Consider the following 24,779-nt stretch of genomic DNA (forward strand, 5'->3'; position numbering starts at 1 on the left):
GGCAATGGAAACGCAGGATGAGTACAAGGACTCTGTAGACAGTACAGCGGTAAGTGTGGAGTCCTTAGTCGCCAAACACCGGGAGATAGCCTTCAGCATCGACTATGCGGAAGCCAAACGCCGACTGGGTGAGATCAAGAAGGAAATGGCTGACTATGAGGACACGGTCAAGAAGATGCAGACCGGTCTGGTTATCGTCAGTTCCGATTACTTCGACAGACAGAAAGAGCGCACCATCGAAGCGACCGAACTGGCTAAGAAGATAGCAATTGAGGACAGCAAAGCCAGAGCTGAGTTCAACAAAGAAAAGGTTAGGATTGAGACTGAAGCTACCTTAACCGGAATAGCACTGCTTGAGTATAAACTCGAATACACCAAACAGCATTATAAGGCACTGGGAGCCGTAACCGCTCTGAATGCCGATGAGCAGATCTCTACTCTGGAACGTATCAAAGGCTTTGAACAGCAGCTTGTCCAAACCAAGCAAAAAGACCTCGAAGCTCTGCAATCACTTCAACAGAAGTATGACACCCTATCCATCGATGATGCGGTGGCTCGCAGGCAACGGGAACTGTCTATCCAGCGGAATGCCGAGTTGGAGAAAGCCCGCTCACTGAATGCCTCCGAAGCTGTCCTTGCTAATATCAACAGTTACTATGCCAAAGAGATAACCAAAGTGGAAGCTGATGCTTCCGCTCAGAGAGTCAGGCAAGCTGAGATTGAACAGAAAGAGAAACAACGCATCGCTGAGGAAGAGAAACGCAGGATTCAGGAATTAGAAGATACACGCTATGAGTTTGCTCAGAGAAGTCTTGATTTAGCAGGTAATACCTATCAGGCAGAAATGGATGCCATCGACAACTACTATGCCAGGAAGAAGGATAAACTCATTGCTGCGGGTCTTACTGAAGCGCAGATCACCAAGCAGACCGAACTCGCCAAATCCAGAATCAGAGAGGATTATGACCGGAAGCACTTTGAAGGGGTCAGTTCTATACTTGGTAACCTTGCCAAGACCAGTGAGCTCTTCGGCAAAAAAGGCTTTGCAGTCTGGAAGACGCTTTCCATAGCTCAAGCGATGATGGATACCTATTCTTCTGCTACTGCCGCCTACAAGGCAATGGCAGGTATCCCGGTGGTCGGTCCCGGATTGGCTGTCGCTGCTGCCGCCGCAGCCATCGGAGCAGGTCTGGCTAATGTCGCTGCCATCAACAGCACCGAACCACCCAAAGCAGCCAAAGGTGGTATGTTGATCGGTAACTCTCATAATGCCGGTGGAATCATCATCGAAGCTGAAGGTGATGAGTATATCACTGCCAAAGACCGAGTAAAAGCCTTAGGTCGAGGTATATTCGACTTCCTGAACTTTGCTCCTCTGAATCAGGTTAAGCTTGCCTTTGCCGGACTGCCCATGCCGAGTGTCCCGCTGCCTGCCAATGTCGGCTCATATTACGGCTCAGGTGGCAGTATAAGTAGCAATGGCAGTATAACTGCGCTCCTGGATATTATGAGCGATTTGCGTGATCAGGTTGTTGAGATGAAGCAGAATATCAAGGACAGTAAGTCCATCATCGAAATCAATGTCGATCCGCTGTCTAATGATCCGGTCAGAGTCAGTGAGATTGCCGATACTGGCAAACAGATCAGGTCTGAGGTATAGAGACTGTGCCAAACCTTTTCAAAGTGGACTTTATACAAGGCAAGACCAATGCTACCGATTACGGACAGATCAAACACAGCCTGACAGATACTGCTGCAAGTCGAGCTATCATCAGTCTGTCGGTTTCTGCTGATAAACTACAGACAGTATCCAACTACAGCAGAGAACCCAAGCGACTGATCTTTGAGTGCTTCCCGACTATCTGGATCAACACCAACATCCTGTCCGGAAGCAATGAGCATGAACGTTACATCTCCTACTATGAAGTGAAAGTCTATCGTGATAATACTCTCTTCTTTAGGGGGATAATCGATACATCGCAATTGAGCTTTGACGTCAGCACCGGTATCCTGAAACTCACCTGCTACGATAAGATTAAGCTGTTATCGGTATATTCCGATCTCACTCACTATTACAGCCTTACTGCAGGCTATCAGCCCATCTGGTTGCTTGCTTACTTCCTGCAGGATATCCAGCAGACTATCCCGATCGCAGTTCCCTATAGCAACCAGTTCACCATTCCCACGCTGAACATCAGCACGGGTAATTTGCTGACCATAGCCCATATCGGCTTTAATGATCTACTTGCCTTTCCTAATCCTCCGGGTGGCTGGACTTACAGCTATCACAGTTCAGGATGGCTTGCTCCGAAGTTCGGTTACAGAGTCGATGTGCCAAGCAATAAAGTCACTTTTGTCTTTGCTTATAAGAAGGTCATTCAAGCCACCTATCCCAATCCTGCCACCACCAGATATCAAGGTCGCTACAGAGGCAGGATATACAAGTTCTATAACAATATCTGTCCCGTGATTGAGGAGTATGACGAAAAGACCGGATGGGAGGACAACCTCACTTCACTGGATAACGCCTATAATGAACTGCTCAGCTTCTTTAATGATAACGGCATCTCCGAGGCTCAACTCAATAGCCTGACAAGTACCGGCACCTTGGGGCAATGCAGCTATGGCAGCAGCCAGTATGTCAATCACTGGATCGAAGCCCACTTTCATGGCAATGTCATGCCCACCAAGCTGCAGCCCGGCAAGTCTTACGAGACCAACCAGGCTGAACAGACCGATAACCTGAAAGCTCTGCAGGCAATGCTCATGCTCTATAATGCTACTATCTTTACCACTCCCAATGGTAACATCATTCTCAAGAACAAGGATGCCTATGCTACCACCATTATAGACATAGCCGACTCTGATGTTGTATCCTTTCTCTCCAAGCGAGGTAATCAGGAGAAACCCGATATCAAAGCCATAGACATCTTGGCAGGAGATACAACTCAACTGCAAGGCATCATCCAGCCTTATCTGATAGACTTCTATGACTCCCGGTGGTGCATTGAAGCCGTAATAGATCAGTTATCCAAATACAGCCTTAATCTCCAGTCCAAGATCAGGATTAGGAACAAGGTCTATGCCATTACCGAACTGGAGCGTAACTATCAAAATGATGAATACAAACTCAAGGCGTGGTTGATATGAAAGGCTTTCGCATGATCAGAACCGGCAGCGGCAACAGCTTCTATGCTTGCACAAACGGGCAGGTGGAATATGTTCCCAAGCTCAAATACCGCATAGAAAAGAAGAATGCATATGATCCCACTTTTATCCACCAAAGAGAGCCATACAGAGAAGATGTCATCAACCTTGAAGCGGTGCTTAGACCTGAAGAGTACAGCGCCTTCCTATACTTTCTGACCATACCCGGCAAGTTCTATATTGAGTTTACCATGTTCGGCACGTTGGTCAGGCAGTTTCCCGTAACTATCACTCAGCTACCCAAGATGCCCGATGATCTGCATGAGTATCCTGAGAAAATTAAGGTCTCTCTGGAGTCCAGATACACCGGCGAACTCACCTTCATCAACTTCGACTATATTCATAGCTTAGACGAGTATGAAACGGTCTTCCGGTAACGTCAATCAACACCAACCATAAAACAAGGAGCAGACATGTATAGATTTGGAATCAGCTATTACATCATGAGCGCAGCCAACCGCATACCTTTGACCGGAGTGACCATCAGATTGGTCAGACCCGGACGAACATTCATTGAAGGCATCAAGGTCACTGAGGCCACTTCCGGCTCAGGCTATTACGAAACGGATACCCTTTTAGAACGTGACTGGGGTTTCTATGAGATCTGGGATAACAAGGTTGATCCGAATGGTTCATTCTCGGGCAAGACCTGCACCGTCGGTAAGCTCGATGCCAGAGGTATCCAGAACAGCGCAATCTACACCAATCATGTTCTGAATGAATCTATTACAGCCGATAAACTCTCTGATGACTGTATAGAGCGAAGGCACCTCAAAAACGAAACGATCCCACTATCCAAGCTTATCTATGAAATCCAAGACCAGAATAACGGAGTGGGTGCGCCCAGTCAGCGAACACCTCCGGACATCAATCACGACCAGTCTGTCAGCCATAAATTGGATAGAGAATACGATACCTTGCCCCAAGTTATCTTGACCAACCAATGTGACTGCTTTCTGTATATAACTGATGTCAAACTCGATGGCAGGCAGGTAACAGTAACCATCGGCATCAGCCAGCGATGGACTGCTCCTGAGCTAAGATACAGCATCCTTGCTCTCAGCAGCGATTAACGAAAATAGAGATTAAGACTAAAATAGAAAAGAAACCACAGAACCCTAACCGCCCGGAAAGAGAAACCCGGCAGAGCCGGGTAACTGGTGATAATGAGCAGTTTATTGCTTCTGCTGAAGCCTGCAGATCAGCTCCGCCATCAGATTGATCATTTCCTTATAATCACTGCATTCCCAGGCATCATCGGCTTTGGTTTTGATCTCGTCCTCACTCATCTTCTCCGACTGCAGCCAGGGTCCCCGGAACTGATTCCACCAGTTCTTATAATGATACTCACCTGCGTATGGATCAACCTCAACTGGTTGTTGATCAGCCACCATGGCTTCAATAGGTTGTTCTGAACCATCCTCTCTCAGCAGTACGATCTGGCTGCCTGATTGCACCATCTCCTCCAGCGTTGCCTTGTCTTTGCCATTCATATTTTGCTTGGTCATCTTGATCTCCTTCTCGGTAACCCGACTGTTGATTTATGGGTTCTACTTAAACCCCCTCGCAACCGTGGTCAAGTCCTTTCTGCACAATATGATAAGAAATTAGATAATACTTGAAGATACCAGTTTACAGGAGCAGAGTAGCTATAGTAAATGAGATCAATAGATTAGCAAAAACCATTTGAAAAAAGGGTGACACTCTCCCCGATTTAAACACTCTTGATCAGATGGGAAACAGATTTAAGCTAACATACTTGAGTGGAATTAATTAGCAGTGGCGTTTGAAAAATGGGTGAAACAAATCATTTGAAAAAAGCGTGACACTCCATTTGAAAAAAGGGTGACACTCCCTCCCTCAAAATACCCCAAAATACTCGATTTGAAATTTTGCGTGACACGATTTGAAATTTCACTTGATACATTGTAATCACCTACATATTTCTCCCTCACATCCCTCCCTTTCCACAGTGTTAATCAAGCCTTAATCAAGCGTTAATCAAGCGTTAGTTTTATTACGCTTGATTAACGCTTGATTAAGGCTTGATTAACGCAGTCAAGTGGGAGAGCGGAGTAGCGCAGCATGCCGATGCTGCGGAAGCTGTGTAGTGTAGAGCAGCATGTGATCTTCCTTGGTGATGGTTCTGTTGGATGAGATTAAGCTCGCGTTCAGTTTTGACTCCAAATAAGCCCTTGTAAGAATTGACGTAGCACGCTGATGACAAAGGGCTTATTTTGAGCTAAAATCAGAATTACTGATCTGGAAGATGCTGAGACGCAAGCCATAAACCCTTGATGGGGCTGCCGCGCAGGAACCGACGGGGACGTCGGTAATTCCATATTTCGTCCTATGAAATGGTCAGGGTTTAACCCTCACATCATCCCTCCGCTCTTGCTCAGATTTCACTCTGTTTTCCTCTCTGTTTATTTAATCTCTCCTTCAGGTGAGCGGCAGAGTCGGTTCACCCGTTCACCCACTCACTCGTTCACCTGCCTAAGGAGGCCACCAGATTTTGTGGTTGACAGATAGTGACTGCTCAGATCGATGTGCTACTCAAAAATTTTAACAACTGAGGTTTCTAATGAAAGAACTAAATAGATATCTCTCAAGACATTCGCAAGAGTTGAATCATACGAACCAATCGAACTCATATCATACTACAAGTCACGTGCCGATTATGGAGATATCGGCTCTAGCTTTTCAGCGATATTTGAAATAGCGGCAAACACTCATTTGGGTTTGGATGATGCAAACCATCTTATGATTAATAATGTTAAACAATTAGAGGATTCTGGAATTAATCTGGACATTACAAGATACCAAGAGGATATAATGAGAGACACTCCTATAGAGGTGGAGGTTTTCGATCAGACACAAGGAACTGTAAACGCACAGAGCCAGATAGCTCTAAATATTGCCGGAAATGATCTGCAGGCATTATTCGAACAGGTTGTTGCCAGTCACCTGGGATCGTTTAGCAGTATAAAACGATCAGCACCAATTGTAAAGACAGCTATTTATTCATGGTTTAGGAAATACTTGGGAACACGAGATTGGAGGGAGGAATTTACTCTCATCCAGATTATCTTTTTGTATAAACAAAACAAAGCTATCTTTGAGCATATTCTCTCAAAGACTGTTGTGTCCTACAAAGATGTAAGGCAAAAAGAAGTGAAGAGCCGAATTGAGAAAAGTGAATTGAGATACAACTTTGATATACTACCAGTGGCGTTTTTCAACCAGCATACTGATGAGCGGAAAAATCAGCGAAAATATGTTTACGATCCATGCTATCTTGGTGTATCCCGATCTCAACCGGAAAAGAACTTCGAAACATTGCTGGATGATAACTTTGCTAAAATAGTCTGGTGGTGGAAAAACGGAAAGAGTAAAAAAGACTACTTTGGCATCAAGTACGAGTACCCGAATGGAGTAATCCATACTTTCTATCCTGATTATATTGTCAAATTTAACGATGGTAGACTGGGGATATTTGAGATCAAGGATGTTGGTGATCGCGACGGATTTACCTACACAAAAGCAAAAGCTGAAATACTATTTAAGTATATAGATGATCAAAATGATAAAACCCACTTTGGTGGTATAGTGATCATGGTAAATAATGATTGGATGATTAACTATAAAGCCAAATATGATTGGCATAGGTGTGAAAATAGCGATTGGAGTGATTGGGAATTATTGTCTTTTGTTAAAGGATGAGTGTATTGTACAATTGGGTAGGGGATGGGTTATAGAATATATCTCTTGAATAATATACCAGGATAGAGGCACTTGTTCGCAATTTGAGAGCCATGCTCTCGGAAAATAGAGCCACTCAATTCGCTGATCAGAGCCACCTTGCCAATTTGCCATAATGCATGACTATGGATTTGTACACTTATCGGGGTAAATACATCCGTGGAGGTCGCCCATAATGACGCAATATCAAGAGATATTGCGTTTACATGAAGTAAGATGGACGATCTGTCAGGCAAATGCGCGGGATTTTCACACTCATGTTTTCCTTGTTTTCTCCACCCCGGCTTGATGGAATTTCACTCTCCTGGGCTGGATGAGTTATCGAGGTTATTATCTTTCCACCCTTCCACCTTTCCATCTTTCCCGGGGTTTCGCATTGGTTCCATCCCGTGCTATCTTGTGTCGCCACTGATGGGGCTGCCGCGCCGGAACCGACGGGGACGTCGGTAATTCCATATTCGTCCTTCGGACTGGTCAGGGGTTAACCCTCACATTATCCCTCTGCTCTTGCACAGATTTCACTCTGCTCTTGCTCAGATTTCCCTCTGCTCTTGCTCAGATTTCCCTCTGCTCTTGCACAGATTTCACTCTGCTTTCCTCTGTATTTATCACATCTCTCATCTCTTCCACCTCCGCAGCAATGGCATGCTGCGCTACGGGCACACCCTTCCACCTTTCCACCCTTCCACCCTTCCACGAAAAGGACAATTTATCTCTGGTTTTACAAGAGCTTAAAGCGCGCTACGCACCAGACGGAAACCTATGTACCTTGCTTGTTTATGGGGTTTTTCAAAGTTGCGGTTGGTGACGCGCATAAAGTTTTTTTCATGAAACCAAGAACCGCCGCGGATGACTTTGTCGGTGCCGGTGGAGGGACCTTCAAAGAGTGCCTGTTGGGAATAGGCATAGCGGGAATACCAGTTCCAGACCCATTCGAAGGCATTTCCGCTCATGTCATAGAGTCCGAGTTGGTTGGGTTTTTTCTGTCCCACGGGTTTGATTCCGGCATCGCTGTTATCTTTATACCAGCCTATATCATCGGCGTTGTCGGAGCCGCTGTAGCGGGGGAACTTCACTTTTTCTCCGCCCTTGGCGGCATATTCCCATTCGGCTTCGGTTGGCAAACGATAGCCGTTTTTATTGAAATCAGCGATAAACCCGTTGGCATAGAATTCATAGACCGGTTTGAAGCCGTCCTTGATGCTCTTTTCGTTGCAAAAATCGATCACATCATAGAAAGAAACATTCACGATGGGAAGATCATTTTCGCTTCTATCAAAGTAATAGTCGGGATAGACCATGCTCCATTGCTCCTGGGTGATCTCGCATGGAGTAATATAAAAATCCCGGATATAGAGTTCGCGGGGCGGAAATTCATCGTCGTCCGCTTCTGGTCCAACGCTGCCGATGGCTGTGGAATCTCCTTTGACGAGGATCATTCCGATTAGGCGGTTTGCAGCCGGAGTGTGGGCTATGATGCCATCTTCTGCGCCTGCCGCTTTGGAAACTTCAAAGCGAGGGGGACGCTCCAGAATGCCATATTTGAGCACCACGAATAGCAGGATCAGGACAGAGATCACAAGCATCCATCCAAAGAGCTTTTTCATAGATTTTTCCTCGCTGTCGGATTCGGGGACAATCATCGGTTCGGGTTTGAGAATAGGCTTCGGTTTCGGTGGGATGGGCAGAGGGGTTTCGGTATTTTGAGGCTCGATAGGGATAATGGATTCTTCGAAGACGTTATCTGTGATTTCGGCATGAGAAGGCGTCTCCGGTTGTGATACCGGCTCTGGTTCAGGGATGAGTATCGGTTCGGGGGTTTGCTGCTGCTTGCTATCGCTGAAAATCAAAACCGAGCTATAGGTCAGCTCATGTTCATTATCAATCGCCGTGAGTATATCTGTCGCGGAGCTGAACCGACTTGCGGGATCGAGCATAAGGGATTGGTTGATAATGCTGAAAATCCAGCGTGGAATCTCTCTACCGAGGATTTCGGGATCGAGCACCGGACGCGCCAGACTCTGTTGCTTTTGCAGGGTCGCGGATAACTTTGGATCCAATGACCATGGATAGCGGTTGCAGATCAGGTAATATGCCAGGACGCCGACAGAATAAAGGTCTGCCCGGTGATCGAATCGCTCTCCCTTGAAAAGTTCCGGAGCGACGAACATCACCGGATGCAGGTGGTCATCATAGGTTTCCGCCTTGAGCCAGGAACGAGGATCCTTGCCAAAACCGATCAGGGTCAGCTCCCCCTCGCCGCTGATAATCATATTCGATGGGTCGAGATTGAGATGGGCGATGCCCTTGGCGTGGGCATATTCAAGCGCGGAAAGCAGTTGCTTGATCCATGAAAGCGCGGTCACGAGCCGGGTATCGACTTTCTTTTGTTCCAGAAACTCGTTTAAGGGTATGCCTTCGATATAATCCGCCACCAGATAGGCGTTGCCGTCCTCTTCAAAAAGTCCGATCACGCCGCGGATATTAGGATGATCGAGAAGAGTGCCGGTTTCGGATTCCTGTTTGAGCTGACGATGCAGCTCAGGATCGTTTTTCCAGCGGATGTCGTTGGTCTTGATGGTTACGAGCTTGCCGCTGAAAAAGTTCTTCGCTTTATAGACGGTGTGCAGTTTGGATTTTTGGAGGGTGCCGAGGATGGCGTAGGCGCTGCTGCTGTTCTGCCCGTTCATAATGAATTGTCCGCCTTGAAGATAGCCTTGCCGCGTTTATAGACCGCGTGGATGTGCGAACTGCCGAAATGATACGGTATGAAATCTATCGAAGGGATGTCCCAGATCACAAAGTCAGCCTGTTTGCCGGTTTCGAGGGATCCGACCTTGTCCCCCAAGCCGATGGCGTGGGCGGCATTTATGGTGGCGGCAAATAGTGCTTCGATGGGCATCATACCCATTTGCAGACAGGCAATGGTCATAGCGAAAGGCATCGAATCGCAATTGCAGCTTCCGGAATTGTAGTCCGTAGCGATCGCGACCGGCAGGTTGTTTTCGATCATAAACCGCGCTTTGGCATAGCTTTTACTGCGCAGCGAAAAGAGGGTTGCCGGCAGGAGAACCGGAATCACGCCGCGGTCTTTAAGAGCCAGAATTCCCGCTTCGCTTGCGGCACCGAGATGATCTGCGGATACGCATTGGAGCTCTGCCGCAAGTTCCGCTCCACCTATCGCTTCGATCTCATCGGCGTGCATTTTCAGTTTCAAACCGTGATCCGCTGCACATTGAAGCACACGGCGGGATTCTTTGATATTATAGACATGCGCTTCGGTGAAGATGTCGCAAAATCTGGCGATACCTTGCTCCGCCACTGCCGGGATCATTTCTTTGGTGAGGATATTGAGATAAGCTTCGTGATCGTCTTTATACTCAAGGGGGTATTCATGCGCGCCCATGAATGTGGGGACAATATCGATTGGCAGGGACTTTGCCAGACGATCGATCACGCGCAGTTGTTTGAGCTCGCCAATGGTATTCAAAGCATAGCCGCTTTTTGCTTCCAGAGTCGTGGTTCCAAGCTGAATCATGCGTTGGACGCGGTTTTTTGCCAGTTCATATAGCAGGTCTTCACCGGCATCGCGGGTGCTTTTGATGGTGGAACGGATTCCGCCGCCGGCTTTGGCGATATCCACGTATGATTTGCCTTCCAGCCGCAGGGAAAATTCCGCTTCGCGGGTGTGGACAAATACCGGATGGGTGTGGCTGTCCACAAAACCGGGCAGCAGGATCATGCCATTGGCGCTGATGTATTCATTCGCCAGATAATCCCGCAGGATCTCATATTGAGAGGCGATCGCGAGGATTTTACCATCGGAAATAGCAAGCGCAGCGTGGTCAACAATGCCCGCATCGAGCATTTGAGTTCCCCCGCGCGCAGTGCTGCTTCCTTTTAGCGTCAAAACCTGTCTGCAATCGGTTATGATAGTATCTGCCTTCATATTCTCCCCATAAACTTATCGGTTTTTCATGATTTTGGGATCGCGCATTTCCGTCAAGAGTTTGTTTGCGGGAGCCTTCAAACCGAGCTAAACAAAAAACTCCGCAGCCTTCAATTCAGGACGCGGAGCTGATGATTTGCGGGAAAAAGGGATGCCTTATTCGGCTTCTTCTTCTTCATCCTCAATGGCAAAAAGTTCGTCGAACTTGGCAGCGACTTTTTCAAATTCACTTTCGTCGTCGATGATGCTGAGCTCAACCGTATCGTCCATCACTTCCATGCGCAGGATGTCATATTCCATGGACTCGATTTCCGCGAGGGCGATATATTTCTTGCTGTCGAGCTCAATAATATCGAGCACATTAAATTCTTTCTGGGTGCCGTCTTCCATATCCAAAGTGATGGTGTCGCTCTCGCAATCACAATCCTCGTCATCACAATCGCAATCGCATTCAGCAATAGCTTTGGTGGTCTCTTCATCGAAATTGAGATTTATTTCGTCTTTATCAAACATGATATAACTCCTTGATTTACTGATGCCAATAATTTGGACTGCCGGATTTTGGCAAGATAAAAAAATCTCATGGACTTGAAAATGTGATGAAAAAGCGCTACATCAGACCCATCGGATCGACGTCCATTTGGGCATTGACAGCGGATGGAAGCTTCAGGTTTTCGCCGATGAATTTGAGCGCGAGGGACATGATCCCGATCGTGCGGGCTTTCAGAATGAGATGGTAGCGAAAGAGGTTATTCAGTTTGGCAAAGGGAGCGGCGACGGGACCGAGAATTAAAAGATCACCGACGGACTGGAGACCGCGCAGTTTCAATGTGCATTGCTGCAGATCCGCCATCACGCTTTTCAGGATTTCCAGATCCTTTGCCTGATAGAGAATGCGCGCCAGGCGATAATAGGGAGGATAATAGAGGCGGCGGCGATAGGACATTTCCTCTTCCGCAAAAGCGGGATAATCTTGACGGCTGGCGTGATCGATGGCATAGTGCCGGGGATTATAGGTCTGAATGAGCACTTCGCCATTGCGCTCTCCCCTACCGGAGCGACCCGCTACCTGAGTGATGAGCTGGAAAGTTCTCTCAGCAGCTCGAAAATCCGGAACGTTCAAGCTGATATCCGCCATCACGATTCCCACCAGGGTTACGAAGGGAAAATCCAAACCCTTTGAGATCATCTGCGTACCGAGGAGGATATCTATCTCCTGATTTTTCATCCTCTTATACATCGAGGAATGGGAATCCTTCTTTCTGGAGGAATCCGAATCCAAGCGCAGGATCTTTGCCTGAGGAAAGCAAAGCTTGAGGGTCTGTTCCACTTTCTGAGTGCCGGGAGCGCCGTAGGAAAAACTGAAACTGCCACAGTGAGGACATTTGCGAGGGCTCGGAATGTGGAAACCGCAATAGTGGCACTGCATTTCCTCGCTGTCGCGATGATAATACATGCTGATCTCACAATTGCCGCAGGTGATCAGTTTCCCGCATTTGAGACATTGCATATATGACGAATAACCGCGGCGATTTTGAAAGAGGATTACCTGCTCCTTCCGCTCCAGTCTCTGATTGATGGCATGCAGCATGGTCTCTGAAAGCAGCTCGCGCTCCGGTTCGTCGCAGAGATTGATGATCTGGACTTCCGGAAGCTTGTAGTCCAGGGGGCGGGAACTGAGAACCTGCATCGCATATTTGCCTTTCTGAGCGTTTTGCCAGGATTCCAAAGACGGGGTGGCGCTTCCGATGATCACTTGAGCGCCTTGTAGCATGGCACGCACGATGGCGGTGTCGCGTCCGTTGTAGCGGGGATTGTTGTCCTGTTTATAGCTTTGTTCGTGTTCTTCATCCACAATGATCAGTCCGAGTTTCGGCAGTGGCGCGAAGACGGCACTTCTGGCTCCGATGACGATTCTGCATTCTCCTGCGGCGATCCTGCGCCATTGAATCAGGCGTTCGCGATCGCTCAACTGACTGTGAAAGATCGCAAGCACAGCACCAAATTCGCTCTGAAACCGTTCCACCATCTGGGGCGTCAACGCGATCTCCGGAATCAGGAACAGGACACTCTTTCCCTCAGATAGATAACTGCGGATGACATTGATATAGACTTCCGTCTTGCCGCTGCCGGTGATGCCGAAAAGCAGATTGACGCCGAATTTTCCGTATGCAGAATTGATCGCCTCGATGGCGCCACGCTGTTCGGGATTGAGGTCGATCTCCTTGGGTAAACCAACTGGATCGAGAAAAATGCTGCGAACCGCGATCTTGCGTGGATAAATAGTGATCCAGCCTTTCTTGACCAATGCTTTGACGACGCTGTATGAGACGAGGCTGCTGATTTCAGACATAGGAAAATCCTCGGGGTGGGCAAGGATGAGCTCCATCGCCTCTTTTTGCTTGGTAGGCAAAGCATGGATATCGATATCCTGATTGATAATACGAATAAAATTGACCGTCCGGGGTTTGTCCCTTTGACTGACCCGACGCTGGATTTCCACCAAACCCGACTCTTCAGCCATTTCAGCGAGTATGAAGGGAGGAAAGCCCCTGTTCCTTGACCTAAGCAAGGCTAGGCTGGCAAACTCGCCATCCTGTAGCAATTTGTGCAGATTGGCAAATTGGGGCGGCACTTCTTTTCCCACCCATCTGAGCAGGGCATCGATGTCGGGTGCCAAAAGCGCAGGCAGCATGGCAAATAGAGCTTGACCGACAGAACAGTGATAATAGTCCGCGAGCCACTCTCCCAGTTTGATTAGCTCGATCGGCAGGATGGGAATAAAATCCAATACTTCGTTGACGGGTTTATATGCAATGCGGGAATCCGGCTTTTGATGATAGGCTTTGCCGCAAATGCCCATCATCTCCCTGCGGTTGAAGGAAACGAGGACGCGCGCTCCCTCTGCCACCGGCTCGACCGATGAATAGACAAATTCCTTACTGATTCCAATAGGCAGATGAATAATGTAGTACATAGGGCAATGCTGCGTAGTGGTGATTTGTGTCAATAGAAAACCCCGCCGTTACCAGCGGGGTTTTGCATATTGCAGTATTTTGGTTCTCTTAACCTTGGGTCAGACGAACCGTGAATTCATATATAGCTTTGTCGCTGACGTTGAAGTTCCATCCTTCCACCAGGTTTTTGACGTCCTTGAGGAATTTTTCGGAGAATCCCTCGCTGGTGGGAGTTACTTCTGCGGCGGTGACATTGCCGTGTTTATCGATATAGAGCATGATCAGGATCGATCCGGAGGCAGCTTTCACGGCAGCGCTGGTACGATACAATTGCGTGATCTGTCCTTTCCTGCCATTGACGGCTATCGCAATCTTCTCCAAATCCGGACGTTGCTCTTCCGGCGCGGTAGCGATCGCTCCTTCGGAGATAGGCTTGATCGCGGAAGCTTTGAAGCTCTGGATCACTCTCTGAGTTTCGGCGGTCTGAGCAATCGGTCTTCCTCGGGGAGCTATCTTTGAGGCGTCTCCTGTGAAGACTGCCACGTTATCTCCAGGGCGGGTAGAGGTGCCAGGCCCTCCTGGCGTCCCAAATGCAACCGAACCGAGATCGGTCTGATTGTATCCACCTGTTGCAGAAGGATCGAAGGTTGATGAATATCCGCTACCGGCTCCAGGACCGCCTCCGGGGCCGCCTGATCCACCGCCTCCTGCCCTGCCACCGGGAGTGGCTGCTACGAAGGATTGGGTGGTCGTGACTGCCTGGAAGGGCTGGGCTACGGAAGTGGCAGAGGGCGAGAATGCTCCAAATGTTCTGGAAGCTTCGCCTCCTGTGCCGGCTCCGGGGGTTCCGGTAGGTTTTCTTGCTTGCGCGGCGGCGGCTTCTGCTCTTGCCTGTGCTGCGGCTGCGGCTCTGACACGGGCTGCGGCATCGTCGTCAAACGAAGGTTGTTGTGCCACAGGAAGCGGGGCTTCGATGCGCTGGGCTCTCTGTATCTGAGCTAATCTCGCCTCGATGGTTGAGACATCGATAGCATCCGGCTTCAGGATTGTATCGTAGAGTATCAGAAACATGATGGTCAGGATCGTAAATATGACGATCATGCCACGATTGAATCTATCCACCGCACTGAGCTCTCCACGCCGGGAGTACTGGGTAACGATTTGTCTTTCCTCTTCGGTCAGTAACCTCTTCCACGGTTCCGAGAACTCATACTTGATTTCCCAATCAGGATTCAAGGCGAGCACACCGGTCATATCGCTATTTAGCTTGAGCTGGTTTCCCTTCAGGATACCGTTGCTCTTGAGATACGAGTTATCAACCGGGGTTCCGTCTTTACTGCAGCTCAGATTCGTTCCGGGGATCAAATTCATATAGAGATCGTTTCCCATTTTGGTCACAAAGAGATGTCTATCGGGAAAACTGGGATCCAGAATCTGCCAGAAGAGGTGTTTGTTTGAGCCGATAACCCACTTGTTAGTGAAGTCATTGCCGGATTTGACAATGTCCAGCAGCTTGCCTTTATAGCTCATTTTCAGGTTTAAGGTTGTTTTTGCCATACCTCCTCCTATTTCTCGCCAGTTTGTTTCTTAAGCCAATCAGTATCTTTCAGAGTTGAAAAATAAATGTACTTATAATACGAACTGGTGCCAAGTTGAACCATGGTTGTTACATACTGAACCGGTATGGATGCATCAGCTTGAACGAGGAGGCAGGGTTCATTCTTATCCGGATGCTCCATGATCTGCTGCGCAAGTAGCTGCAGGTATTCCAATATCTTACTGCGTTTTCCCTGATCTTCCACCAAGTCTTGAAGGGTTCCGAAATAGGTGTTTTCAGTCCCAATAAGAACACGGTCGGGATACATTTTTACGATCGTCGTGCTCTGTTGCTCGGTAAGAACGTCAGTTTGCATGGTTGTGGGAAACTGCATGTTGTCCGGCACGGCGATTTTTTGGGCTTCCATGGACACGTTCTTGATCAGGAAGACCAAAATAATGGTCAACACATCAAGCAACGATGTGATCGAAAGTCCTTTTACTTCTTCGAACTTCTGACGTACGCGGCGGGTTTCTTTGTCTGATGAACGTAGTTTTTCTCTAATTCCCATTACATCCTCCTAATAATACTTCACTGTGGAGGGTTCATAGCGCACGTTTACGAAGTTGTTGTTTTTGCACAAATCGATGGTTTGGATGAGAGGCCCGTATAAAACGTCGGGGTATGGACTGACGCCGATGTCAAAGAGCTCGGGATTGTTTGCCCGGATCTGCTTGAGGGTCTCGTCAAGCTTGACGAAATTGAACAAACCATTGGCAAAAGGTATTTTTACCGATTCTGCTCCAGGTTCTCTGACTTCAAATCCGGCAAATAAACCGCGCTCAGGGGCATCCGCCGCCATAATGATAACTTGCAATTTCTTGGTGTCTTTTCCGTCACCGCCGCCGGCGCCACCACCTCCACCACCGGTTCCCTGAGAGAAATTTAAGGAAACTAAAGCCACCTGTGAGATCACCAACATCAACAATAAAAAGGGTATGATGGTGATGAACAGGTTCATGATCGGCACCAGATTGGGCTCTGTCGGTGCACCTGCTGACTTTAGATTCCTTCCGGCTGAAGGACGATATGCCATGGCTCTATCCTTTGATAATAGTGTTGTTCAAGTGGTTGATAAGCTTCACACAGTGTTCGTCAATATCGTTGATAAGTTTTTGGGAACGGGTGACAAGTCCGCCCTGAATCAGGGTGAGCGGAATAGCGGCAAACAAGCCCATGGCAGTGGTTCCGATAGCTGTTTTGATGCCATTGGTGAGCATTTGATTCTTCATGTTATCGGGAGCGTTTGCCAGTCCGTCGAAGGCAATAAGAAGTCCCCAGATCGTTCCCAGAAGACCAAGATAGGTGGAAATCTGAGCCAAGGTGCCAAACCAGAACAATCCGCCATCCAGTTTGTGGACAGTTTGCAGTACTGCTTCTTCGAAGGCGTTTTGCACGGCTTTGCTGAGCTCCTCACCCTTTTTGTTTTTGCGGGCGTCGAGGAAGACTCTCAAGCCACTCCAGAAGATGAATCCCAATGTTGTCGTTTTAAAACTCTCGGCGATCTTTGCCGCTTCATCAATCTGATCGTTTTTGATATAGCCTTTCAGCTTGAGATAGAACTTTTGAGCATCGATCTTCTCACGCTGATAAAGCTGGATATAGCGAACTATACCATAGACGATTCCGATTACAAACACCAGTAAAATCATGTACCCAAATACTCCGCTATCATTGAAGATAGTAACAAGGGTGACTCCTCCAGAAGTAGCTGGTTGTGCAGCCGCTGCGTCTTGAGCGAACAAGAACCCAAAGCTGGTAGCCAGTGCCAAGACTACGAGTACGATATTTTTTGTTTTCATTTTGACTCCTCTAGCCATTTATTTATTTCTTCTTGCCAGTTTGATAATAATCTATTACTCTCATCATGGATCACTCCAAGATTGATGGTAAAGTTGTACTTACCCGGCTTGCCGTAAGTATCGGTTTTGAGCTGGAACGCACTGAGATCCGGGATCATCGCTTTGATCTGGATTTCAAGCTCCTGTTGCTGGCGGGAAACCCTGACGTTTTCAAAGCCTGCCGGGGGAGCGGCGGTAGTTTGCGCATAGGCAACCGAGAGCCCCATTAGCAAAAGGATCACCACAATGACGCTTGTTTTCATTTTCTTTACTCCTTCACAGTCTTGGTAATACTGATCTCGGCGATCATGCCGCGGTAAGCGGATTGGTTTTGAACAGTGAGTCTGAGGGTATTTCGACCTTGTTTGATCATGTTTTTGGGTATCGAAATCCGATTGGGATATACCTGGAAGGGCTCTGCATCATAATCCATCGGATAGTCCTCGTCCAAAACGTTGCCATTGAGATAGACGGATGCAGTTTCCGGGGCAACGAACTCAATATAACCCTCGCGGAACAAGGTGTCGATATTGAAGTCATATTCAAAAACGACATTGCTCAACGGTTGATCCGGATTTTCTTGTGCCCAGATCGGCATAGCGGTTGTAGCTGACATATTATTGATTGCAGATAGGGGGATATTGAATCTATCCGCCACTTTTGCATAGGTGGCAATTTCCTGATTTGATCCGGAATCAAGGGTGATCACTTTCCATCTATCCGTGGAGACATGCTTGACCGTTTCCACGGGAGTCGCCTCCGCCAGCTTTTCTTTGTTGTAATTGGCAAGTAGGTTGAAATGGAATGGTATATTTTCGGAAGCGGCGTTTGGGAATGTGCATCTGATCGTGTTTGCGCCCTTGAGCCAGTAGGTGGCTCCAAGCTTGATCGCGTTTCTGGTGGTAATGGCTTTCCCGGCGACCAGTGTGTCCACAGCTACGTATCCCAGATCAGCTTTTTTACCGTTTACAAACACTTCCAAATCATAAGGATAAACCATTTGAATATAGACAAACTCAGGCTCGATCTTGGCATTGAATCCCCTTTCGATTACCAGAGTATTCAATGCGGGTATAGTCATGGTCCCCAACTTTTGTCCCTTCGGGGAAGTAGTAAACGTAATGCCGGAATTGATCGCACTGGAAGCGCCGTCACGATTGATCATCTGCATCGACCAACCAGAACCGAGAATGAATTCATCGACCTGGTAATCGGGCAGTGCATTCCACCCGGTCAACTGACTGATCGTATGGCTGGTGTTGGCATCGCTGTATCCGGCGATATAGAAATCACGGTAGATTTGCATGTGGATACTGTAGGCATAAGCCAAATAGGGATTGATGTGCTCGTTTGCCTGAGGCCAGATATTGTTATCCAGAATAGACTGATAATCAGCCTTTGTCTTGAAGGGTTTGAACTCATTGGAGATCGCCAGATATCGGTTCACTTGTGTTTTGATGGCTGATGCGGCGAATTCGTTGATCCTGGCGATCAGGGTTAACGCCCGGACGCGGCGCTGAGTATCCATCCATTTATCCGCGTCCGGAGTTTTGAGGATGCGGATTAGCTTGTTGTATTCAGCCTCGACGCTGGGTTTTATACTGGGTATCTTGTTCAGTTTTCCACCGAAGAGATTTTTCTGCCAAGTAGTCTTATCACTAACAGCTATGAGCTGGTTTGGGGTGCTCTTGAGAAACTGACCATTGGCTATTGCATTCAGTTGGGTATCTACGGAGCGAAGATATGCCTGCCTTGCCTGAGCTTCCTTATGATCAGCTTCTGCACGTATAAAAGCTGCATGAGCGATCACATTGTCCATCTTAAGTCCTTCACGGACATAAGAGGCTTCGACGCGCTTAAATTCATCGCGTTTGGCAAAAGCAAGGGTCCAGTCTTGATTCAAGTATGCGGTGTCAAACTCATAAGCGATCTTACCGAGATTCCGGTAAGCAATTGAGAGATAGCGTTCCGGCTTGGTTTTATCCTTGAGGAAGATCTCTCGTGAATGTTGCTCAAATCGCAGGGTGTCTCCCAGAGCCAGATATTCATCTGCCAATACCGATTTGTACAGCAAAGCATCGGTGTGGTTGGGGTATTGCACAATGAAATCGGACAGTAGATTCAGCATCTTTGGTTTGTCGCTGTCCTGACGATAGACGTCCACTGCCCAGAGATAAATTCCCTCAGAAGTGGTCATGCCGCTGTCAATACGTTTTGCTTTCACGTCTTGATGCAAAGTCAGAAACATTTGAGCGGCATTTTCGGATTGCCCGGGTACCTTTTTAAGCGCTTCGATCTCCTCGACTTTGAGAGCAAAGGCTCGATTGCTCGCCGGGTATTTTCCAACGAACGCCATTTTTAGTTCTTTTGCTTTGTTGACATCCTTCAGCTCGGTCTCAGCGATTGTCCATGATTGGAAATAAAGGGCATAGACTTCTTCCATGTCGGTCTTCATGCCGGCGACTTCCATTCTCAGCTCGACGGCACGCTCAAAGTTCTTTGCTTGCACATAGGCTTCGGAAGCACGATAGACATATTCGCTATATTTAACCGGATCGGTTTTGAACTCGTTTGCCAGACGGAGGAATTCGACGGCGACAGTATTGAAATCACCATTCTTTTGTGCCAGTTCATAGCTGTTTTGGATTTGGAGTTTGATCAGATCATTGATCAATTCTCTATCCTGAGCGTTTGAGGCATGTGGTAATGCTTTGCGATACCACTGCTCTGCCTCAGCAAAGCTCTTATTTTCTTCTTCCAAAGTAGCCATGCTAATGTAGATGCTGCGCTTTGAAACAGAATTTAACCTGTCTTCAAATTCGATTAGTTTCGCAAAGTGGGTTCGTGCTTGACCGGTCATTCCACGTTTCATTTCGATATCGGCAAGGCTCATCAGAATCTGAACCGCATCAAGTCTATTGGTTTCGCTTGCATAGGCATCGCTGTTCAACACGTCATAGAAACGCAGAGTCGCAGTGCTGAAGAAAGCAAAAAGCGAGTTCTGGTCGGTGGGAAGCGGTGCCAAAGGAGTATATCCGGGTTTTTCAAACTCTGCACTCATCGCTGTGAAAAGGTTCTGGGCATACTTATATGCCAATCCCTCGTTTTTGAAGATATCCTGATCAGCGCTGTATTTCTGGTTGTAGACAATGAGTTTGTCATAAGCCAGCAGATAGTCCAGTGGAGTGTTCCTCTTTTCAGCGAGATAGCTGACGAGTTGAACATCGGATTTGTCCATTTCCACTGTCCATGTATCATAATCACCGTCAAATATCTCATTGTACTTTGCGTATTCCTGTATATGTTTTGTGTATGCATCATAATTCGCGGTTGAAAAATCGGTATAAACTGCATTGTAATGGCGAATCCGCAGCTCTTCATAAGCATTTCGGATCGAGGCAAGCTGCTTGCGGACTACAGGATCGGAGACATTCTTGTCTTTGATATTGACTTCATACCAACGAGTTTGGGGATTGTAGTTGGCTACTATGTCATGGTAATTTTTGGTTCTGAGAACCGTGAGTGTCTCTCCAGAGCGTTGCTGCAATCCGGGAGTGTGATAGAGTACGATAATAGAATCCACCAAAGCGGGATTCTGCAACGAATTGGGTGCTTTTCGCAATCTCAATTCCATAAAGTCAATAGCTTGTAATGGGGCAGCCATCTCTTTTTTGTTCATTGCGGCTTTGTCCAGAATTGTGATGAAGACCCGTTCGTCGTCATAATCAGCCAATAACTCGCTGAACGCCAAAGCACCCTTTGATACGGAATTGAAGTCAAGACCATCCAGAGCGACCAGGCAATATGCCATGTTTCCGGTAGCATATGTCTTCAGATCTTCCGCCATGATTTTGTTTTGAATCTTGCCTGCGTTGACGTCTTTCAGCAACATGGCAAAATCGCCAAGCGCGGCGCGCAGCGATTCTTCGTCGCCGATGTTCATGCGCACCCAGCCTCTTTGATATAGGGCTTCATATTTGTACTTGCTATCGGGCTTGGCGATCAATTCATCAAAGTAGCGGTTTGATCGCGCGTAATACTCGATCGGACTGGTGGCATCGGTGCCAATGAGGAAACTAAGCACGCCCAAACGAAATACCGATTCGTCGTAATAAGGAGACGTCTTGTACCCCCGAACGATCTCCTCAAAAGCGTTGAGCGCCTCGCGGAAGCTTTCTTCCGTGAATTTCAGCTTAGCCGAGCGTGTGGCTCTTGGATTCAGCTCGCGGAAATCGCTAATAGAGCCGACGAGTTCTTCCTTTTTAAGCTCGCTGCTGATATATGCGATGTTATATAAAGCATAGTCACGCAAGTAGAAGGCGGGGTCGGCTTCCAGCGTCTGACGATAATATGCCAGTGCTTTTTCGGGGTGCTGCAAATCAACGGCAAACTGGAGCTCCGCCATGTTGTAATATAGATTGGCTTTGCCGATCAGATAGCCACCGCTGGGTTGTTCCAGAGCCATGAAATCGGGGTTTTCCGCTTCGAACTTCTGGTGTCTAACCAGCAAGGCTTTTTTATCAGCGATCAACCCAAGATACATTTCTTCCAATTTGGCATAGTCCTCAGTTTCCTGTGCGGCAACACGTTGTTGATCCCGGTATCTGAGATGACGATATTCTACTTGCATGCTGAGGAAATCCAGATTGCTGAGCAAAGAGTCGAAATTATTGTCCAGTTCAATGTTTCTGGAGCTGTCGTTGGCGGCAAGTATCTTCTGGGTTTCGATGTTCTTCTGAATTTCTTCGGGATAGCGCAGCATGATCAGCGAGATCATTGCCGATTCGATTTCGGGAAGTATCTCTTGGAGATCGAGTCTGTCCCGCGTGATGGCATAGTATTCTTGAAGTAATTCTTCAAAAAACATCCTTTCCACATCGGTTTCATGTTCGTAGGTGCGTAAAGACAGGTATCGGGCTTTGCGAATTTGCAGATCCTGATATTTCTCAGTGTACTCTTTCAACTGAGGATCAAGATCCACATTCAGTTTTTTGTAATCGGGAGATGCCTTGATTTCCGCGATGGAGGCGATGATCTGTTCATATATATACAGGTTGCGTTCTATATCAAAGAGGCGTTTCATCTCCATGTCGCTAAAGTCTTTTCCCAAGATGGAGGGATCTTCCTTGACAAAAAGTTGATACTGGTTTTCGAAAACGGCATCGATCAGACGAATGATCAAGTCATAATAATCCACTGTAAACTTGAGCTGTTGCAGGAGCATAGCCCCCTCGCGATACTGAGCATACACATGAACGCGCTCGTCGCTGATATCGTACTTTGCAAGGGCTTCCAGATCAACAGCGGGGATTTCACGGAAAGCTTTTATCTGTTTTTTGAGTTCATCCAAAATTGCCATTTCTTCGGCTTGCATTTTCTCCAGAGAGTCCATCATAATCAGACCCTGAACGCTCTCGGCCTCGGTATAAAGCGCTTTGAGATCACTTTGGATGTCATTTAGCCGGGTCTCAATCGCTTGTCCTTTATCCTGTGTGGGATCAGCATAATAACCATCAAAGTCGATGGCGTTGATCCGGGCAATGATAGCCGCTTTTCGGGGCTTGAACTGGTTGTCTATCCAGTCTTTGTTTGTGCCAAAATTGCCGACAAACCGCAGCACCTCTTGATGGCGCTCGGTTTCCGCGATGATGTCCGCCCACAGATAAAGATATGTGGGATAGTATTTACCGGTATCAAACAAGTTGAGGATGTCCTGCAAAAAATCCTGAGCGTCCGATTGCTTTTCGTTTAAAAGATAATGCGCCGCTCTTTGATACAACAAAAGGTTCAACATCCGTCTGGCGTCTTCGCCCAAACGGGGATCCTCGCTAAGCTCCTTGAAATATGGAATAGCCGTCTTTGCATCGTCCGCAACTGCATAAAAATGCCCCACAAGATACAGCACATCCTCCGAACCCAACTTATTCAGGTCGGCAAAATGAACTATATATTCCTCAATAGCACGGTCGCGATCTTCTTTGATCAATCGTGGTAATCTGTTCTTTAAAAACTCTATCGCTTCCTGTACTTTTGGATTGGAATAAACCTGCTTCTCTGATGCGCTTGCTCTTGCCCTGGTTAGGGAAAACCCACTTGATACCGAGAGCACTGCAAAAACGGTTAGCAGAAACAATCTTAAATACTTTTTCATAACCCCGCTCACTTATAGTCCTAATCTATTACCACACTTGTGATATTGTGGGATCCGAGCTGCAGGGATGTCCTGCAACCCGGATCTTTTACTTCTATTCATAGGAAGTATGAATCCAATGACCTACACATCACGTACATGATTAACTACATGGTGTTTATTTAGGTTTCTTCAGCTCTTCCAGCCATTTTCTTAAATCTATCAAAGCCTGTTGGGCTTTTTGGCGTTCGTCGCTGAGTTTCTTCAGCTCTGCCAGAAGCTCTTTCACTTCCGGCGAAAGCTCGCGGTAGGCGCCGGTTTGAACCACCGCGCCGGGGGTTTGAATGGTGGTGCCGGGGGTGACTAACGTAACCTCAGGATCGATGACTGCGACTTCGATATCTCCCGAAGCCGGGGTTCCAACCAGAGGTTCGTCAACAACGGCAACCTCAATGTCATCAATATCCTGATCCATGGCAAACTGTCTCAGGTCAGGTCTTCTTTTTGACGTGGCATATTTGTCGAAGAGATAGGAAAGTCCGAAGGCAACGCGCAGGTTTTCCTCATAGCCGTTGTTCTTGGTCAGATCTTCGAGCGATTGCGCTCCGATCTTAATACCGAAATTTTTATAGGAATACTTGATACCGGCATTGAAGTCATGGCCGCTAAACTCTCCTTGAATCGCAAAATCTCTAAATGGGGAAAGCTCGACCGAAGCAAATGTGCCGTTAAAAATTCTTGACCGCGGGACTTGTCCTGTGAAACGATTTGTGCCAAATCCCAGATTGAACATCCAGGAGAGACCACCGATCACAGCTTGTTTGGAACCTACAATGTAGGGGGAATAGTATTCATAGTCTGTTTTGTCCGGGTGATCACTGTAGTTCCAATCTAGAGCGGTTGTAGGTGTCCAATCCTGTGCCCGGTGCCGGTTGACCGGAGAAAAGAGATTGTCGATTCCCACGGACACTTGGGGGATTTTGGTTGTTTCTTGGATTAGTTTGAACTTGAGGTTCATATAATATACTTCATCGCCGCCAAAAAATCCAAGCTCGACCCGGTCCAGAATACCCACTCCCAACATACCATAAGGGACAAAGCCGTTTTGATCGGGATTTACATAAGTAGGTCTTGCGACATCACGGTAGTATCCAACCAACAGGATTTCCGCAGCCTTGTGTGGTAAAACATACGCGTCTGGAGTGCGCAACATTCCAAGTGTCTGGAACGGCGCAGCCTCAGCTATGCTAAGCATAGCTGCCAGAACGATTACACTCAATATAACTCTTTTCATACTTCCCTCCACCTTTCGGTGTCGTTTCTAATCATGGTTCAC

At 47.5% G+C, this 24,779-nt stretch carries 17 protein-coding genes; 5 read left to right on the forward strand and 12 right to left on the reverse strand.

All coding sequences use genetic code 11. The annotated features are described in order from the left end of the window. The 4 genes from Q8M98_02760 to Q8M98_02775 form a co-directional block, all read left to right on the forward strand. Nucleotides 1–1,660 (forward strand): hypothetical protein (locus Q8M98_02760; protein ID MDP3113674.1); only part of this gene is annotated, 1,660 nt, incomplete at its 5' end. A gap of 5 nt (nucleotides 1,661–1,665) precedes the next feature. Further along, the gene (locus Q8M98_02765; protein ID MDP3113675.1) at nucleotides 1,666–3,150 is read left to right on the forward strand and encodes a hypothetical protein; all 1,485 of its coding nucleotides are present in this window, start codon (nucleotides 1,666–1,668) and stop codon (nucleotides 3,148–3,150) included. Further along, a complete protein-coding gene (locus Q8M98_02770) occupies nucleotides 3,147–3,584 on the forward strand; it encodes a hypothetical protein (protein MDP3113676.1) in 438 nt (145 codons plus the stop codon). The genes Q8M98_02765 and Q8M98_02770 overlap by 4 nt, the downstream gene beginning before the upstream one ends. Before the next feature lie 36 nt (nucleotides 3,585–3,620). Then, the gene (locus Q8M98_02775; GenBank protein ID MDP3113677.1) at nucleotides 3,621–4,280 is read left to right on the forward strand and encodes a hypothetical protein; all 660 of its coding nucleotides are present in this window, start codon (nucleotides 3,621–3,623) and stop codon (nucleotides 4,278–4,280) included. 102 nt (nucleotides 4,281–4,382) lie between these two features. On the opposite strand, the gene Q8M98_02780 is transcribed toward Q8M98_02775, so the two are convergent. Beyond that, nucleotides 4,383–4,715, reverse strand: a complete 333-nt coding sequence (locus tag Q8M98_02780; protein ID MDP3113678.1) for a hypothetical protein — start codon at nucleotides 4,713–4,715, stop codon at nucleotides 4,383–4,385. 1,234 nt (nucleotides 4,716–5,949) lie between these two features. Here Q8M98_02780 and Q8M98_02785 point away from each other — a divergent pair. Beyond that, nucleotides 5,950–6,930 (forward strand): hypothetical protein, encoded by a 981-nt coding sequence (locus tag Q8M98_02785; GenBank protein MDP3113679.1) that lies wholly within the window; start codon nucleotides 5,950–5,952, stop codon nucleotides 6,928–6,930. A 770-nt stretch (nucleotides 6,931–7,700) separates the two neighbouring features. Here Q8M98_02785 and Q8M98_02790 read toward each other — a convergent pair. The 11 genes from Q8M98_02790 to Q8M98_02840 form a co-directional block, all read right to left on the reverse strand. Next, nucleotides 7,701–9,659 carry a bifunctional serine/threonine-protein kinase/formylglycine-generating enzyme family protein gene (locus Q8M98_02790; GenBank protein MDP3113680.1) on the reverse strand — a complete coding sequence of 653 codons (1,959 nt, stop codon included), beginning with the start codon at nucleotides 9,657–9,659 and terminating at the stop codon, nucleotides 7,701–7,703. Beyond that, complete coding sequence (gene hutI, locus Q8M98_02795; protein MDP3113681.1) at nucleotides 9,656–10,918, reverse strand: imidazolonepropionase; 1,263 nt, start codon at nucleotides 10,916–10,918, stop codon at nucleotides 9,656–9,658. The genes Q8M98_02790 and hutI overlap by 4 nt, the downstream gene beginning before the upstream one ends. A 156-nt stretch (nucleotides 10,919–11,074) precedes the next feature. Then, on the reverse strand, nucleotides 11,075–11,431 hold the full coding sequence (locus tag Q8M98_02800; GenBank protein ID MDP3113682.1) for a DUF1292 domain-containing protein: 357 nt from the start codon (nucleotides 11,429–11,431) through the stop codon (nucleotides 11,075–11,077). A 97-nt stretch (nucleotides 11,432–11,528) separates the two neighbouring features. Continuing rightward, nucleotides 11,529–13,895 carry a primosomal protein N' gene (gene priA, locus Q8M98_02805; protein ID MDP3113683.1) on the reverse strand — a complete coding sequence of 789 codons (2,367 nt, stop codon included), beginning with the start codon at nucleotides 13,893–13,895 and terminating at the stop codon, nucleotides 11,529–11,531. A gap of 88 nt (nucleotides 13,896–13,983) precedes the next feature. After that, the gene (locus Q8M98_02810; protein MDP3113684.1) at nucleotides 13,984–15,432 is read right to left on the reverse strand and encodes a hypothetical protein; all 1,449 of its coding nucleotides are present in this window, start codon (nucleotides 15,430–15,432) and stop codon (nucleotides 13,984–13,986) included. Nucleotides 15,433–15,440: 8 nt separating this feature from the next. Further along, entirely contained in the window at nucleotides 15,441–15,983 is a 543-nt protein-coding gene (locus Q8M98_02815) for a biopolymer transporter ExbD (protein MDP3113685.1), read from the reverse strand. Between the two features lie 9 nt (nucleotides 15,984–15,992). Then, a complete protein-coding gene (locus Q8M98_02820) occupies nucleotides 15,993–16,508 on the reverse strand; it encodes a hypothetical protein (protein MDP3113686.1) in 516 nt (171 codons plus the stop codon). Between the two features lie 4 nt (nucleotides 16,509–16,512). Continuing rightward, nucleotides 16,513–17,274, reverse strand: a complete 762-nt coding sequence (locus tag Q8M98_02825) for a MotA/TolQ/ExbB proton channel family protein (GenBank protein MDP3113687.1) — start codon at nucleotides 17,272–17,274, stop codon at nucleotides 16,513–16,515. Further along, nucleotides 17,271–17,576 (reverse strand): hypothetical protein, encoded by a 306-nt coding sequence (locus tag Q8M98_02830; GenBank protein MDP3113688.1) that lies wholly within the window; start codon nucleotides 17,574–17,576, stop codon nucleotides 17,271–17,273. Before Q8M98_02830 ends, Q8M98_02825 begins: the two co-directional genes overlap by 4 nt. A gap of 5 nt (nucleotides 17,577–17,581) precedes the next feature. Then, nucleotides 17,582–23,299, reverse strand: a complete 5,718-nt coding sequence (locus Q8M98_02835; protein ID MDP3113689.1) for a hypothetical protein — start codon at nucleotides 23,297–23,299, stop codon at nucleotides 17,582–17,584. 322 nt (nucleotides 23,300–23,621) lie between these two features. Continuing rightward, a complete protein-coding gene (locus tag Q8M98_02840) occupies nucleotides 23,622–24,737 on the reverse strand; it encodes a hypothetical protein (GenBank protein MDP3113690.1) in 1,116 nt (371 codons plus the stop codon). Nucleotides 24,738–24,779: the final 42 nt, after the last annotated feature.

The sequence above is a fragment of the Candidatus Cloacimonadaceae bacterium genome (assembly GCA_030693415.1).
Classification (GTDB): Bacteria; Cloacimonadota; Cloacimonadia; order Cloacimonadales; family Cloacimonadaceae; genus JAUYAR01.